Raw genomic sequence first — 14,602 nt, 5'->3', positions numbered from 1 at the left:
ACAGATCCTCCTCGAGCGGCTGCAGCACACCCGGCAGAGTCTCGGCGACCGGTCCGGTTCCCAGCAGGCGGGCGCCCCGCGGCGGTCATGGGGTCATGGCGGTGATGGGCCGGGCCTGGAAGAGCCACAGCCGCCTTTCGCGGTCGAACCCGAACTCCATGTCCTGGGGACCGCCGAAGAGGCGCTCCGTCCGTTTGGCCAGCGTCACCAGCCCACGCATCTGCCCGCGCGTGAGCAGGCGGGCGCCGCGACGTCCGGCCGCGGCGCCGCCCACCGGACGGGCGCACCGGGTGAGCTGGTAGCGCACGCCTTGCGTACTGCCGTCGACGAGTTGATCGGGACCACCGCGCACGGCGCTCACCAGGATCCGGTCGGTGCGGCCCTCGACGGGGTCGGCGCCGAACATCACGCCGCCGACGGCCGACTTGAGCATCGGCTGCACCAGCACCGCCATACCGTCGGCGGGCAGCCCGGGTGCGGACGAACGCAGTGGCCTGACCCGCCGGGCGGAGGCCAGCACCGTGCGCACCGCGGCGACGAAGGCGTCCCAGCCCCGCACGTCCAGCACGGAGTCGAAGCGGCCCGCCATGGAGGAGTTCTCGGTGTCCTCGTGGACGGAGGAGGACCGTACGACGACCGCTCGCTCACCGCGCTGCCCGCCGACCAACTGCACCCATGCGGCACGCAGCGCCCGCTCCCCGGTGACGGCCCCAGGTGCGCGCGAGGCGGGCACCAGAACGAAGCCCGGCAGCACGGGCAGGCCGGCCACGGCGGCGCGGGCCAGACGGGCGGCCTTGGCGCCGGTGACGGACGGGTCCGTGGCCGGTGGAGTCTCCAGTGGCAGCACGGCCCACTCCGTAACCTCGAATCGCATGGCTCATCTCTCTTGTGTGTGCGTGAAGTTGTCTGCCGCGTCCTGCCGGGCACGGGGCCGCTGGCCGCCGGACGCCACGACCGTGGACCTGGTGGCCCGCGGGCGGCGACCCGCGAGCATCGTCATGACGGCGAGGGCCGGAACGGTCACGGCGGCGAGCGCGACGACGCCGACCACTCCGGCTTTGTGCAGCAGTTCGGTCGCGGCCGCACCGGCGAAGTAGCCGAGCAGCACCGTGCCGCCCCCCAGACCAGCGATGCCGCCGCGCTGTAGAGGACGAAGCGTCGGTAGGGCATGCCCGACGAGCCGGCGACGAAGGGCAGGAAGGTACGCGCGAAGCCGATGAACGTGCCCGTGAACACCGCTGCCCCGCTGTGGTGGGTGAAGAAGGCCCGGGCCCGTCCGTCGCGGTGGCGGTGGCCGATTTTCGTTGTCCGGCGCGGGCCGAGCCGGCGTGCGCACCGGCGGCCCAGGGCGAAGCCGAGGTTGTCGCCGGTGACGGCGCCCGCCACGACGGCGGCCGCGAGCAGCGGGGCGTGCAGACCGCCCTGCCCGGCGATGGCCGCTGCCAGGAGAACGGCCGTCTCCCCGGGCACCAGCAGTCCGAGGAAGGCGCTGGTCTCGGCGGCCGTCAGGACGAACACCACGACGTACGACCACCAGCCGGCCGCCTCGATCACGGCGTTGAGGTGCACGGTCGTCAGCCCGCCTGCCGCGAGGGCACGGGGGCGGTGACTCGGGCCGGTGTCCCGGATTCACGAGACCGCGCGGGAACCCCCCCGCCACTGTGGATCCCAGGCGTCCGCGGGGCGGCGGCGCCCAGTGTCCTGTCCCGGGAGCCGTCCCGCGACGAACCAGGTCAACAAGGGTATCCCCGCGGCCGACGCGGCGGCGAGCCAGGGGTGGGAGGAGGCCAGGACTGATATCACGACCGCGCTCAGCGCCGCCACCCCGACGGTGATGCGTGTGCGGGCCGACGGGACGGCGGTCACGACCGCCAGCGCCATGACCAGGTACCAGCCCGTGAGCGCGCCTGGCAGCGCCAGGTACTCCCGGATGAGACTGCCCTCGTGCGCCGGCAGCTTTTCCAGGGGAGCCCAGCAGGCGTAGGCCAGCCCCGCCCCGCTGGTCAGCAGCAAAGCGAGGGCGGCACGGGCATAGACCACCGGCCGCTGATGCGCGAGCCACAGCAGGACCAGAGCCGTCAAAGGCCAGGGAGCGAGGATGTAGAGGGAGGACATGGCCTCCGCCGTGTCCATCCAGGCGAGGTTCGGGTAAGGATCGGGTCCGGAGACCCCCAGAAGTGCGGCGTGGAGCAGTGCGGCCGCTGCGGCCCCGGTAGCCGCGTGCCGCAGAATCCTGGGCAGGGGCGCCTCTTGCGCGTGGACGTCGCGGCGACGGCCGCTCTTCGCGCGAATGAACGCCGCCGGGGCGGCGGCTCCAGGCTTGCTCATGGCGTGGGCTTCCACGGTTGGCCACCTCGCTTAATTGACGAAGCAAGTATAAATATAGTTGCCACGTCAAGCAACTATGTATTTGACATATCAAGCACCGGGCTTGATGCTTGCCTCGTCAAACAAGTTACGGTCGGCCCTGCCGCCCGTGCAGCCGCCCGAGGAGGAGACATGAAGGCCCCGGCCTTCGAATTCGGCCTGAACTCGTTCGGCGAGGTCGCCACGGACGGCGGCCGGACGCTGGACGGCGCCGAGACCGTCCGGCTGCTCGTCGAGGAGGCGAAGCTCGCCGAAGCCTCCGGGCTGGACGTCTTCAGCATCGGCGAGCACTACCGGCCCGACCACCTCGACAGCGCCACGCCCGTCCTGTTGTCCGCCATGGCCACGGTCACGGAACGCATCCGCCTCGGCACCTCGGTGACCGTGCTGAGCACCAACGACCCCGTGCGGCTCTATCACGACTTCTCGACGCTGGACGCCGTGTCGAACGGCCGGGCCCAGCTCGTGCTCGGCCGCGCGTCGGCCACGGAGTCCTTTCCGCTGTTCGGCTACGACCTCGCGGAGTACGAGCAGTTGTTCGAGGAGAAGTTGGAGCTTTTCATGCGGCTGCAGCGGGAGGAGACGGTGACGTGGTCCGGCGCGTACCGGGCACCGCTCGTCGGACAGCGGCTGCGCCCCCGGATGCGCGAAGGTGGCATACCCACCTGGATCGGCGTGGGCGGCAGTCCCAACTCCGTCATGCGGGCGGCCCGTTACGGGTTGCCTCTCATGATGGCCGTCATCGGTGGCCGGCCTCAGCGGTTCGCCGGCCACGTCGATCTGTACCACCGGGCACTGCGGCAGTTCGGACACGACCCCCAGCCCGTCGGCCAGCACTCCCTGGGACTCGTCGCCGACACCGACGAGGAGGCGATCGAGACCTGGTGGGAGTACTGGAGGCCGCTCGTGGCCTCGCTCGCGGAGGAGCGGGGCTTCTACAAGCCGACCCGGAAGCGGTACGAGGACGAACTCGGCCGAGGCGCGCTCTTCGTCGGCTCCCCGGAAACCGTGGCCCGCAAGATGGTCCAGGTGGCACGCGATCTGCACCTCAGCCGCTTCGACCTCAAGTACGACATCCTGCACCTGCCCCGCCAGGCCCGCGCTCGCACGATCGAACTGCTGGGCCGCGAAGTCGCCCCGCGGGTCAGGGAACTGCTCGCCAAGGAGCCCTCCCATGTCTGATCTCGTTTTCGGTCTCGACACCTTCGGCGAGGTGCCCGAGGACGACTCCGGTGTTCTGGTCACCCACGCGAGGGCGATCCGGCAGCTGGTCGAGGAAGCCGTCCTCGCCGACGACCTGGGCGTCGACGTCCTCGCACTGGGCGAGCACCATCGGCCGGAGTACGCGGTCTCCACCCCCGAGACCGTGCTCGCCGGCATCGCCACGCGCACCCGGCGCATCCGTCTGTCCTCCGGCGTGACGGTGCTGAGTTCCGACGATCCGGTCCGGGTGTTCCAGCGCTTCGCAACGGTCGACGCGCTGTCCGGCGGCCGGGCCGAGATCATCCTCGGCCGCGGCTCCTCCACGGAGTCGTTCCCCCTGTTCGGCTACGACCTGAGCGACTACGACACGCTGTTCGACGAGAAGCTCGAACTCTTCGCGCGACTGCTCAAGGAGAAGCCCGTCACCTGGCAGGGCACCGTGCGGGCACCGCTGGAGAACGCCGAGGTCTTCCCCACCACCGAGTCCGGGCACCTGACCACCTGGGTCGGTGTCGGCGGTTCCCCCCAGTCGGTCGTCCGCACCGCCTACTACGGCTTCCCGCTCATGCTCGCCATCATCGGCGGCTCACCCGAGCGGTTCGCCCCCTACACGGACCTCTACCGGCGTGCGGCGGCGAAGTTCGGCACCACCGCCCACCCGGTGGGTATGCACTCACCCGGCTTCGTCGCCGACACCGACGAGGAGGCCCGCGAGGTGTTCTGGCCGCACTACCGGGAGATCCGCGACCGCATCGGGGCGCTGCGGGGCTGGCCGCCGATCCGGCGGCACGAGTTCGAGTCCGAGATCGAGCGCGGCTCCCTGTACATCGGCTCGCCCGAGACGGTCGCGCGCAAGATGGCCCGCTCCATGCGCGCACTCGGTGCGCGCAGGTTCGACTTGCTCTACACCGCTGGCTCGCAGCCGATCAGCGCCCGCCTCCGGGCGGTCGAGCTGTACGGCACGAAGGTGATCCCCATGGTCCGCGAGATGCTGGCCGACTGAGCCGCGAAAGGAAACGGCATGGACACGAGAGGCATCCGCACGATCGGCATCCTGGGCGCCGGAAAGGTCGGCACCGTACTGGCGCGGCTGGCCGTCGCGAACGGTTTCCGCGTGCTGATCGCCGGATCGGGACCGGCGGCGGACATCGCCCTCACCGTGGAGGTCCTCACCCCGGGCGCCGTCGCGGTCACCGCGGCCGAGGCCGCGGACGGGGCGGACATCGCGATCCTGGCACTCTCCTTGGGCAAGTACCGCAGCATCCCGGTGGAGCCGCTGCGCGGCAAGCTGGTCGTCGACGCGATGAACTACTGGTGGGAGACGGACGGCGTACGCGACGACCTGACCGACCCGCGTACCTCCACGAGCGAGATCGTGCGGGACCACCTGCCGGACTCGCGCGTGGTCAAGGCGTTCAACCACATGGGTTATCACGACCTCGAGGACGAGGCCCGGCCCGTCGGCGCGGTCGGCCGCAAGGCGATCGCCATCGCCGGGGACGACCCCGACGACCGGGCTGTGGTCGCCCACCTGGTCAACGCTTTGGGCTTCGACCCCGTGATCGCCGGAACGCTCGCCGACGGCGTACGGCTGGAACCGGGAACCGAACCGTTCGGAGCCGACGTCAGCGCCGCAGAACTGCGCGCCATGATCGACCGCTTCCCCGAGTCGGAGCGGGGCCGGGCGATCAGCAGGGTCCGATCGGGGACCTGACAGTTCCGCCGACGGACATCAGCGCAGGAACCCCTCGTAGCTGTGCTGCTCGATCTGACTGTTGATCTGCTTGACCGTCTCCAGCCCGACGCTGACGATGATCAGGATGCTCGTCCCGGTGAGCTGATTGGCGCCACCGAAACTCGCGAAGGCAACGGTGGGGACCACCGTGATCAGCCCCAGGTACAGCGATCCGGCCAGGTCAGCCGATTCAGGACGTAGTTCAGGTACTCGGCGGTGGGCCGGCCCGCCCGGATACCCGGGACGAAACCTCCGGCCTGCCGGATGTTGTTCGCCACGTCCTCGGGGTTGAACGTGATCGCCACGTAGAAGAAGGCGAAGAACACGATCAGCAGAAAGTATGCGGCCACGTAATAGGGATGGTCCCCCCTGACGAAGTTACCGGTGATCCAGGCCGCCCAGCCCGCGGTCGAATGGGAGAACTGGGCGATCAACGCGGGAATGTAGAGGACCGACGAGGCGAAAATGACCGGGACGACGCCGGCCTGGTTGATCTTGAGGGGGATATAGGTCGCCGAGGTCTTCCGTAAGCGAGTGCCGGGCTCGCGTGGAGCCACGGTGCGTCAAATAATTGCTTTGCACTCAAGTGCGATAAATCCTCTTAAGACCCAGCGCTTCGCTGGAGGGAGCCGTCTCGTGACGAGCAGCCATCCGGAGGCGGGCTGGCACCGCAGCGGCGAGCCCGGGGGCCTCCACGGCACGGAACTCGCGGAGGTCCTCCACCGCGCGGCTCGCAAGGCCAGGCAGCAGCTGAGGGCTGTGGCAGCAGCGGTGTACCTGCTGGACGAGCGCCGCGGCGAACTCCGGCTCGCCCTGGCCGGCGGCAGCCCGCCCTCGTTCTTCACGTTTCCCGGACGGATGGGATTGGACTCGACTGCCGCCACAGCACGTGCCTGGAAGTCGGGGAGAGCGGCCGTTCTGATGGATCCGGATCCTGCCGACCCTGCCCAGAAGCACGCGCTTCCTTATCCCTACGCCGCCGCCTCGGCCCCCGTCACCGTCGGGGATCGGCGTTTCGGCGCCCTCACCGTACTCCGGCTGGAAACCGGCGGCTCCTATTCGCCCGCCGATCGCGCGGCACTGGAAGACATCGGAGGCGAGCTCGCCAGGGCTCTGAGGAAGCTCGTCGATGACGGCGTCACCGTCGCCGCCGGCCCGATGCCTATGCTGGTCCCGCCGGACGCCGACGTCGACACCAGTGTGCGCACACCTGGCTGGGGGGTGCGCAGCGTCCCCGGGTCCGCGGGTACGAGCATGATGTACCCGCTGCGCCGTCTGGCCGACCTGCTCAACCGGGCCACGACCATGGACGACGTCGTGGGCGCGGCCCAGTACTGGGTCATGTCCCCGCTGCGGGCCCGAGCCCTGGTACTGGTCTCGGCGAGCGAGGGCCGACTGTGGGTCCTCGGACACAGCGGTGACTCCTCGGACCTGGTCCGGGGCCTGCACGGTGCGGGGCTGGACGAACGGATTCCGGCAGCCGAGGCCTTCCGCGGACGCCCGCTGTTCATCTGCGACGACGAACTGTCGGGTCCCGGCCTCCTCAACCCGGACCGACCACGAACCGAGGCCTACCTGCCGCTCACCGGCGACGGACAGTTCGTCGACCTGCCGCTCTCCGGCAGCAGGCAGGTCGTCGGGGTCTGCTGTCTGACGTTCTCCGGGACGCGTGATTTCCCACCCGAGGAGAGGGCCCTGCTCGGCATGATGTCGGGGTTGCTGGGAGCGGCCGTGGAGCGCGTCGAACTGAGCGCGCGACAGCGGGCGGTGGCCGAATGTCTGCAGCGGTTCCTCCTGCCGTCCCAGCTCCCGAACCCGCCGCGGCTGGCCATCACGGCGCGGTACCGGCCCGCCGGCGTCACCTCTCAGGTGGGGGGTGACTGGTACGACGTGATCACGCTGCCCGGTGACCGCGCTGTGCTGGTCGTAGGCGATGTGGAAGGGCACACCATGGAGAGCGCCGCCGTCATGGGACAGGTGCGCACCGCGATGGCCTCCTACGCCACCGAGGGACACCGTCCCTCCGCAGTGATCGACCGGACCGGCGGTCTCCTCGCCACTCTGGGCACCGATCTGACGATGACCTGTTGCGTCGTCGCGCTGGACACCATGGACGGCACCGCCGAGGTGGCCCTGGCCGGGCACCCCGCTCCCCTGGTGCGGGCACCCGACGGGAGCATTCGTGTCCTGAACGCTCCGGCCAACGTACCTCTGGGCGTCTCCACTGCGGATCCTTACCAGGGACGCGAGCACACTCTCGAGTCCGGTTCGGTCCTCATGCTGTACACGAACGGGCTTGCCGACTGGCACTCAGCCGATCCGCAGGCCTGCGCCCAGACGCTGCTCGGCTCCGGCGACAGCGGGTCCACACCCGATCTGGAGCAACTGGCCGATCTGATCATCACCGAGGTCTGCCCAGCGCAGCAGCGTCGCGACGACGCCGCCGTGCTGCTGGCGCTGTACGAAGGTGCGCGAGGTGAAGGCGAGCCCCGGGTGGCTGGACTGCACATTCAGCGCCGCGATCTGCGCGGGGTGCGAACGGCCCGCATGTTCGTGCACGAGCATCTGGGTTCCTGGGGCCTGCAGGACATGTCGGACGCCCTCGAACTGGTCGTCTCGGAGATCGTCACCAATGCGCTCATCCATGCCGGCAGTGATGTGGACGTTCGTCTGCGCGCTTTCGCGGATCACCTGCGGCTGGAGGTGCGGGATTCGGACAGCAACCCACCCATTCCCTCCCCCCTGTCACTGACCGAGGAGGAGAACGCCCGAGCAGAGCACGGCCGTGGCATGCTGATCGTCGAGTCACTGGTGGGAGAGTGGAACAGCTCCCCCAACGGGCAGGGCAAAACGGTCTCGCTGGACCTGCCCATCACCCTGCACTGAGAGTCGCCGACCAGCGGTCGGCGCAGCGCACGTGACCACGTTCGGCAGCGCCGTCCGCCAGGCACACGGCCGATGCCCGGGCCGGCGGAGCCTGCTTCCGGCCGGTCCCGGTGCCCGCGTGCGGCGGGGCTCAGGCTCGAGGAAGTCGGGACCAGAAGGCAATCAGGCCCGCCGCGGTTTCGGCGGGGAGCTGGAGATTGGGCGAATGTCCGGCACCCGACAGGAGCGTCCGGTGCGCCCTCAGCCGAGCGGCCATGTCCTCCAGTTGCCACAGCGTCCAGGTGTCCTCGGCATCGCCGTACACGACATGTTTGGGCAGCGACTCCACGGCTGCCAGTTCCGGTGTCCGGTCCGGTTCGGTCAGGAGCTGCCGTCCCACCACTCGCAGGTGGGAAACATGTGTGCGCAGCCAGCGCGAGCGCAGGTGTTCGGCCTCCTCGGCCGATGCATGTATGTGCCGCCTCTCCCCCAGCGCCTCCCATACCTGTGCCATCGTCATGGTCTCGAGTGCCTGCAGGAGCAGCTTCAACTCCGACTGCCGAAGTCGACCCGCTTCGGCCGGCCCCGAGGACAGCAGCGTGAGGGACACGAATGGCCGGGGATCCGACAGTACCGCCGCCCTGGCGAGATGACCGCCCATCGAGTGACCCAGCAGGTGCACGGTTCACCGAGGGTTTCCGCCTGGGCCAGCACATCCATGGCCAACGCCTTCTGCCGGTAGGCGGCCTCGTCGTCCGGGTCGTCCGTCTCGTACTGCCCGCGGGCGTCCACCGCGATCGCCCGGTAGCCGACGTCGACCAGGTACGGGAGCAGGGGAACGAACTCCTCCTTGCTGCCCGTGTGGCCGGGCAGCAGCAGAACGGTGCCGCGGTGCGGTCGGTCCGAGGGTTCGGCTCGCAGAGCGGCGAAGTCGCCGCGCGGGGCGGCCAGTCGTACGGGACGGGCGGGGCACGACCAAGAGATACATGGGTCCTCGGGCATGTGCGGATAGCAGTCCGGTGCCGTCTGTCGCCCGACACCCAGCCTGTCCGCCCCTCAGGCGTGGCATCTGTCACTTCGGGTCACGGAATCCAGATGATCGGTCATCTGGTTGGAGTGGAGAATCACCGGCGACCGCTCGGCGCATGGAGCGGTCCACCTACCCGCGTGCCGTCCTTGGCTGCTCTTGTCACCGGTGCGGTGCTCCGGCCTTCGCCGGGGCGAGTCGGCCGGAGCTGGTGTGTATGCGGCCGTGCCCGACGGGCGGACGCGTGATCACCGGCCGGGAAGCCGGGTCGTCACCTCTTGCAGCACCCACCCATTGCCGTCCGGGTCGCTGAAGGCGGCGAACGAGCCGTAGCTGGCGCGCTCGGGGTGCGGGCCACTGACTCGTCCCTCTTCCGTGCCGCGGTGGAACACCCCACCCGCGTCGTGGAAGATCTCGCCCATCTCGATGCCCCGGTCGACGAGGTCCGCGTGGGCAGCCTCGATGTCCGAGACGATGAGGTGCAGGCCCTGCACCGAGCCCGGTGCGGCCGTGGTGACCCCGGTGCCGAAGAGGATGGAGCACTGCGAGCCCGGAGGCGTCAGATGAACCACGCGGTAGCTGTCGTCGCCGACGTAGTCGACGTCCAGGCGGAATCCTGCCTTCTCGTAGAAGGCTTTGGCCCGGTCGACGTCGGCGACGGGCAGTACGACAACTTCGAGTTTCAGATCCATTTTTGCCTTCTCTTCATGACAGGGCGTCACACTTCGGTGCGCCACCGGTTGAACTAGTGAGAGTGTGGCAATGCTTTCGTCACCTGCCAAACTGGTGACGCTCATGGTCCCGCACGGTCCGGGGCAGGGTGAGGATGACTGGGGGTCGGTGAGCGTAGGTAGCCGGTCGCCGAATACCCTGTCGTGACTGCCCGATTGGGGCGAACGCCAGATGCCGAATGCAGCATGCGGTCCTCGCCTGTGGTGCATTCGTGTGCTCGTCGGCAACAACGGGGTGCGCGCGCCGATGCGCACTCGACCCGCGAAGGCGACTGCCGACCGGTCGCGGTTGCCACAGGGGCCAGTGCCGGCGCCTCTCCTGGCGCGGAAGCGCCGAAACGTTGCTCACCGCAGTGCCCCCGGTCCGGTCCGTGCAAGGCCGCTCGGGTGGTCGAGCTGACCTTCGACTGACTCCACCCGCCGCGCTGTCGAGGGGTGGCGGCGGGCCCCTGCACCGAGATCATCCGGACGAGATGAGTGCGCACGTCGCCTTGCCCGGTCGCCCCAGGGGCGGGAGCACTGAACACTGGACAGGATGAGCGGTACCGCCGGCACCACGAGTGTCATGTCTGCAGAGCCCAAGGCGATGAACCTGCGCTTCCCCGACCCCGAACAACTGGCTGCCATCGCGGCTGCCGCGCGTCAGGAGGGCGTCAGCATGCAGGAGTACATTCTGTCGGCGGCCTACACTCGGGCTACCGCCGTGGAACAGCGGTTTCTGGAGGGGTTCAAGACGTCGATGGCCCGTAGCGGCGCGGCTTTCGCAGTCGAGCCGAGCAGCCTGGACCCCGACGCCGAGCAGCGGGCGGCCGAGCACGAGGCACGGCTGCAGCTGGAACGTCAGGAACGGGGACGGGGTCACGCCGCGTGAGCCGTCCGGAGCCGTACCCGCTCGACGTCACGTTCCTGCTCCATGCCGCCGAACTGCTCGACGGCGACCCCCAGGTCGACGGCCTGAAGCCCCTCTATGCCGCCGTCGCTCGAGTCAACGCACGTGCCTTGGAACGCGCCGTCTACGGGTCCCTGTACTTGAAGGCGGCTGCGTTGCTCCAGACGCCGGCGAGGCTGCCCTGTCTGGACCACTCCGGGGAGGCCTTCGCCTGGCATGCCACCGAGGCCTGTTTCTCCGGCGGGGTCGGCGGCCGGCAGAGGCCGCAGGCCCGACGTGAACAACCGCGTCCAGATCGCCCTGCTCGTTTACCGGGCCGGTCTGATCTGACCTTTCGTCGAGGCGTTCCACGGCTTCACCGCGACATAGCCGGCTGCGGTTTCCCGGCCCGTGCGGTGGGCCCGGCGTGCCCTCGCCCGCAGGGCCTTGCCGTGATCCGGTCCCCTCCCGCGGTAGCCGGAGGGGAGCGGCGTCGCAGGCGACAGGGACGGGGATGTGCGCGGTCGGTGCGCCGAACCGCGATGCCGCACACGTTTCTCACCCTGACGCGCTCCGACCGGACTCCGTCGGATCCGGGGCCGGCAACTTGCGCTGCGTAGCGTCCGGCCCCCTTACTCTGCCATGCCACGGGGCGGGTCGCCCGCCTCCACTGCATCCATCGGAGCGCCCAGGTCGACGTCGTCGAGCGGCGTCTCCCTGCCTTCCTCGTCGACAAAGGCGACCCGCAGGGCGCGGCCACTCGTCCTGCTGCCCCGGCGTACCAGCGGACCGTCGGGGTGCGGGCAGTACCGGTCGCCCCACTGCTGCAGGGCGCCGAAGACCACGACGAGATCCCGCCCTGCGGGAGTCAGGTGGTAGGCCATCCGCGACCGGCTGCCCGCCTCGCGGTAGGGCCGTTTGTCCAGTACTCCACCGTCCACCAGCACGCCGAGCCGCTGCGTGAGAACGTCGCTCGCCACGTGCAGACGGTCCCGGAAGTCCGAGAAACGCGTCGCCCCGTTCAGCGCCTCCCTCAGTATCAGCAGACTCCACCGGTCGCCGACCATCTCCAGGGCGCGGCCGATCGAGCAACGCGTCTGACCTGCGGCGGGTTGCTGACTTCTGTTCGGCATGCCGCCAGCCTACCGCTGAGACGGCATTCCCAATCCAGGTGCTAGATTGGCAGACAGGTTTCAGGTACCCGCTCCTCGGAGGTCACCGTTAACGCACAGCAGCGTCTTGGCGCACTGGAGCAGGACCCCGAGGTACGCGTGGTGGTCTTCAACAGTGCGGTTCCTGACTTCTTCCTGGCGCATTACGACATCGCAGCGGCGCCGTCCCGGAGCGCTACGTCGACGGCGCCCACGGGCCTGTCGGCATGGCTCGACGTGCTGGCACGGATCGCGGAGGGCCCGTTCGTGTCGATCGCCAAGATCCGGGGGCGTGCACGGGGCGCGGGCAGTGAGTTCGCCCTGGCCTGCGACATGCGCTTCGCCAGCCGGGAGCACGCGGTGCTGTCCCAGCCTGAGATCGGTCTAGGGCTGGTGGCGGGCGGCGCCCCCACCCACCGTCTGCCCTTCCTCACCGGACGCGGCCGGGCGCTGGAAATCATGCTCACCGGCCAGGACTACGACGCCGACCTCGCCGAGCGCTACGGCTATGTCAACCGGTCGGTCCCGGACGCCGCCCTCGACGGATTCGTCGCCGACATGGCGGTGCGGATCGCCTCGTTCGACAAGGCCGCGCTCACGGAGGTGAAGGCCTTCGTCGGTGAGGTCTCGCTCCCCGCCCACGACCTCCAGGCCTGCACGAGCCGCGCGTTCTGGGCCTCCGCCGCCCGGCCGGCCGGCAGCGGATCGACGCCGCACAGGAACAGGGCCTGGGCCGGCCCGGCGACTTCGAGATGCACATGGGGCAGTACCTGCCCGGTCTCGACCACCCGTCCGGGGCGTGACGGCCACCGCCCCCCGACCACCTCCACTCCCCGACACCGCTTCCACCGGACAGCGGCGCACCAGCACCCGAAGGAACTCCCATGAGCACGCACCAGCAGTTCGCCGTCGAAGAAGTCAGCCCGTCCTATTGGAGGGTGACCTTCTCCAACGGTGAGATCAACCTGATCGACCCCGACACCATCGAACAGCTCGCGGAGCTGATCACCCGTATCGAGCAGGCCCCCGATCTGACGGTCGTCGTCTTCCGCAGCGCCAACCCGGACTTCTTCATGGCGCACTGGGACATGCTGGCCGACCGGACCCGCGTGGCCGCGATGAAGCCGGCCCCCTCAGGTCTCCACCCGTTCGCCGACAACCTGTACCGGCTCGGGAAGGTACCTGCCGCCACCATCAGCGAAATCAACGGCCGCGCCCGTGGCGCCGGCAGTGAGTTCGTCCTCGCCACCGACATCCGCTTCGCCGGACCGGGCGCCGTCCTCGGGCAGTTCGAGGTCGGCGTCGGTTCGGTGCCCGGCGGCAATCCCACCGGCCGACTGCCCCGCCTCGTGGGCCGAGGGCGAGCCCTCGAAATCCTGCTGGGCGCCGACGACTTCCCCGCCGAGCTGGCGGCGGCGTACGGCTACGTCAACCGCGTCGTGCCGGAGAGCGGACTGGAGCAGTTCGTCGACGGCTTCGCCCGCCGCATCGCCGGCTTCGACAAGACCGCTGTGGCCCGGACCAAGGCCCTGGTGGACGTCGAATCCCTGCCGACCGAGGAGTCCTACGGCGCCGGCCTGCAGGCGTTCTTCCAGACCTCCGGACGCCCTGAGAACGCCCACCGCGTCCGCTCCCTGTTCGAGCGCGGACTCCAGCGCCCCGACGGCGTGGAACTCGACCTCGGCCGCCGCCTCGCCGAATAGACACCGCGGACGGCCTCACCGAAGGCGCCGCCCTCACCCGTTCGGCGAACGCACCAGCCGAATCGGCTCGGCCGAACCGGTGGCCAACCCGCAACAGCACCTCGTCCAGCTCTCCCGCCCACACGCCAGGGCACACATCATCTTGCACGATCAGAACAACAGTGATTGAGGACCGCCGGTCACGAACTCCCGCCACATGACGAGGCGTCAGCTGAGTATGCTCAGAAACCGGCCCCTGACCGGCGGCAATAGCGAAGTGCAACTGGAGTATTAGCCCGACCTCCGTATGGATCTAGTGTTGTGACCGCATAGGTTCACCGAGTTGAGTGCGCTCAGTCGAGCAGTGCCGCCTTCCACACCCACGACGTCCGGCGGGGTAGACCGTCCAGGTCCCCGCGTCCGGTGCACCACAGCAGCACTCGGACGGGCTCGCCGGGCGGGGCGTCGGGGAACAGTCGGTCGAGCACGGCCGCGCATAGCGGTGCCGGCGGCAGCCAGTCCACGCCCAATCCGCGGGTGATGTCGTTGGTGTGCAGCAGGATCTCGGCGACGCCCATCGCCGCGAACCCCGTCGGATCGCACGGGCCCCAGTGCCAGGCCCGCAGGGACCGGTCGGCGGTGGCCAGCGCGCTGCCGAGTAGCCCGCCGCAGGCGGCGGCCACCTGCAGCACCTCGGCAGGCGAGGCGGTGGGTCGCACACGCAGATCGAAGGGGAGGTAGGCGTCGGCCGGGCTCGCGGCGAGCTGGCCCGCGTAGGCCAGCAGGTCGTGGCCGATGTGCGCGGCCGTCTGCTGGCAGCTCCACTCCAGCGGGCCGGCCGAAACCGTCCAGTCCTCGCCCGTGCGAGGCCCCAGAACCTCCAGCATCTCCGCCACGGCGGCCTGAACGTCTTGGTGGTCCATGCAGTGCTCCTCGCAAGGCAGGTTGTGGTGCGGCTGTGCTGTTCGTTCGT

General features: G+C 69.6%; 15 protein-coding genes and 2 pseudogenes. 8 read left to right on the top strand and 9 right to left on the bottom strand.

Annotated features, from left to right (window positions below):
- Positions 1-85: 85 nt before the first annotated feature.
- The 3 genes from ACFV7R_RS25715 to ACFV7R_RS25705 form a co-directional block, all read right to left on the bottom strand.
- On the bottom strand, positions 86-874 hold the full coding sequence (locus ACFV7R_RS25715) for a PEP/pyruvate-binding domain-containing protein (protein ID WP_385267415.1): 789 nt from the start codon (positions 872-874) through the stop codon (positions 86-88).
- 146 nt (positions 875-1,020) lie between these two features.
- On the bottom strand, positions 1,021-1,569 hold the full coding sequence (locus tag ACFV7R_RS25710; protein ID WP_385267412.1) for a DedA family protein: 549 nt from the start codon (positions 1,567-1,569) through the stop codon (positions 1,021-1,023).
- A gap of 60 nt (positions 1,570-1,629) precedes the next feature.
- Complete coding sequence (locus ACFV7R_RS25705; protein ID WP_385267409.1) at positions 1,630-2,328, bottom strand: hypothetical protein; 699 nt, start codon at positions 2,326-2,328, stop codon at positions 1,630-1,632.
- Between the two features lie 171 nt (positions 2,329-2,499).
- Between ACFV7R_RS25705 and ACFV7R_RS25700 the strand changes: the two genes are divergently transcribed.
- Genes ACFV7R_RS25700 through ACFV7R_RS25690 form a run of 3 tightly spaced genes read left to right on the top strand, consistent with a single transcriptional unit; the run spans position 2,500 to position 5,284 of the window.
- Positions 2,500-3,549, top strand: a complete 1,050-nt coding sequence (locus ACFV7R_RS25700; protein WP_385267407.1) for an LLM class flavin-dependent oxidoreductase — start codon at positions 2,500-2,502, stop codon at positions 3,547-3,549.
- A complete protein-coding gene (locus ACFV7R_RS25695) occupies positions 3,542-4,573 on the top strand; it encodes an LLM class flavin-dependent oxidoreductase (protein WP_385267405.1) in 1,032 nt (343 codons plus the stop codon). Before ACFV7R_RS25700 ends, ACFV7R_RS25695 begins: the two co-directional genes overlap by 8 nt.
- An 18-nt stretch (positions 4,574-4,591) precedes the next feature.
- Positions 4,592-5,284 carry an NADPH-dependent F420 reductase gene (locus tag ACFV7R_RS25690; RefSeq protein ID WP_385267402.1) on the top strand — a complete coding sequence of 231 codons (693 nt, stop codon included), beginning with the start codon at positions 4,592-4,594 and terminating at the stop codon, positions 5,282-5,284.
- A gap of 18 nt (positions 5,285-5,302) precedes the next feature.
- On the opposite strand, the pseudogene ACFV7R_RS25685 reads toward ACFV7R_RS25690, so the two are convergent.
- Positions 5,303-5,859: pseudogene (locus ACFV7R_RS25685) on the bottom strand (preprotein translocase subunit SecY); the annotation flags it as partial.
- Positions 5,860-5,941: 82 nt separating this feature from the next.
- On the opposite strand from ACFV7R_RS25685, the gene ACFV7R_RS25680 reads away from it, so the two are divergent.
- On the top strand, positions 5,942-8,191 hold the full coding sequence (locus ACFV7R_RS25680; RefSeq protein WP_385267399.1) for a SpoIIE family protein phosphatase: 2,250 nt from the start codon (positions 5,942-5,944) through the stop codon (positions 8,189-8,191).
- A gap of 130 nt (positions 8,192-8,321) precedes the next feature.
- Here ACFV7R_RS25680 and ACFV7R_RS25675 read toward each other — a convergent pair whose 3' ends face one another.
- From ACFV7R_RS25675 to ACFV7R_RS25665, 3 genes are all read right to left on the bottom strand, one after another.
- A complete protein-coding gene (locus tag ACFV7R_RS25675; protein WP_385267776.1) occupies positions 8,322-8,831 on the bottom strand; it encodes an alpha/beta fold hydrolase in 510 nt (169 codons plus the stop codon).
- Positions 8,717-9,172, bottom strand: coding sequence for an alpha/beta fold hydrolase (locus ACFV7R_RS25670; protein WP_385267804.1), 456 nt, complete (start codon positions 9,170-9,172; stop codon positions 8,717-8,719). Before ACFV7R_RS25670 ends, ACFV7R_RS25675 begins: the two co-directional genes overlap by 115 nt.
- A gap of 273 nt (positions 9,173-9,445) precedes the next feature.
- Positions 9,446-9,889 (bottom strand): VOC family protein, encoded by a 444-nt coding sequence (locus tag ACFV7R_RS25665; RefSeq protein WP_385267397.1) that lies wholly within the window; start codon positions 9,887-9,889, stop codon positions 9,446-9,448.
- Positions 9,890-10,493: 604 nt separating this feature from the next.
- Between ACFV7R_RS25665 and ACFV7R_RS25660 the strand changes: the two genes are divergently transcribed.
- Entirely contained in the window at positions 10,494-10,799 is a 306-nt protein-coding gene (locus ACFV7R_RS25660) for a hypothetical protein (protein WP_385267394.1), read from the top strand.
- Positions 10,796-11,047 (top strand): annotated as a pseudogene (locus ACFV7R_RS25655) (fic family toxin-antitoxin system, toxin component); the annotation flags it as partial. The gene ACFV7R_RS25660 and the pseudogene ACFV7R_RS25655, both read left to right, overlap by 4 nt.
- Before the next feature lie 381 nt (positions 11,048-11,428).
- On the opposite strand, the gene ACFV7R_RS25650 reads toward ACFV7R_RS25655, so the two are convergent.
- Positions 11,429-11,929, bottom strand: a complete 501-nt coding sequence (locus ACFV7R_RS25650; protein ID WP_385267391.1) for a winged helix-turn-helix transcriptional regulator — start codon at positions 11,927-11,929, stop codon at positions 11,429-11,431.
- Between the two features lie 45 nt (positions 11,930-11,974).
- On the opposite strand from ACFV7R_RS25650, the gene ACFV7R_RS25645 reads away from it, so the two are divergent.
- Both ACFV7R_RS25645 and ACFV7R_RS25640 read left to right on the top strand, forming a co-directional pair.
- On the top strand, positions 11,975-12,835 hold the full coding sequence (locus ACFV7R_RS25645) for an enoyl-CoA hydratase/isomerase family protein (RefSeq protein WP_385267774.1): 861 nt from the start codon (positions 11,975-11,977) through the stop codon (positions 12,833-12,835).
- The gene (locus tag ACFV7R_RS25640; protein ID WP_385267389.1) at positions 12,832-13,650 is read left to right on the top strand and encodes an enoyl-CoA hydratase/isomerase family protein; all 819 of its coding nucleotides are present in this window, start codon (positions 12,832-12,834) and stop codon (positions 13,648-13,650) included. The genes ACFV7R_RS25645 and ACFV7R_RS25640 overlap by 4 nt, the downstream gene beginning before the upstream one ends.
- Before the next feature lie 332 nt (positions 13,651-13,982).
- Here ACFV7R_RS25640 and ACFV7R_RS25635 read toward each other — a convergent pair whose 3' ends face one another.
- The gene (locus ACFV7R_RS25635; protein ID WP_385267387.1) at positions 13,983-14,552 is read right to left on the bottom strand and encodes a hypothetical protein; all 570 of its coding nucleotides are present in this window, start codon (positions 14,550-14,552) and stop codon (positions 13,983-13,985) included.
- Between the last annotated feature and the right edge of the window lie 50 nt (positions 14,553-14,602).

The sequence above is a fragment of the Streptomyces sp. NPDC059866 genome (assembly GCF_042731325.1).
Taxonomy (GTDB): Bacteria; Actinomycetota; Actinomycetes; order Streptomycetales; family Streptomycetaceae; genus Streptomyces; species Streptomyces flavusporus.
The sequence above is the reverse complement of the archived record's forward strand: the minus strand, read 5'-3'. Positions and strand labels throughout refer to the sequence as shown.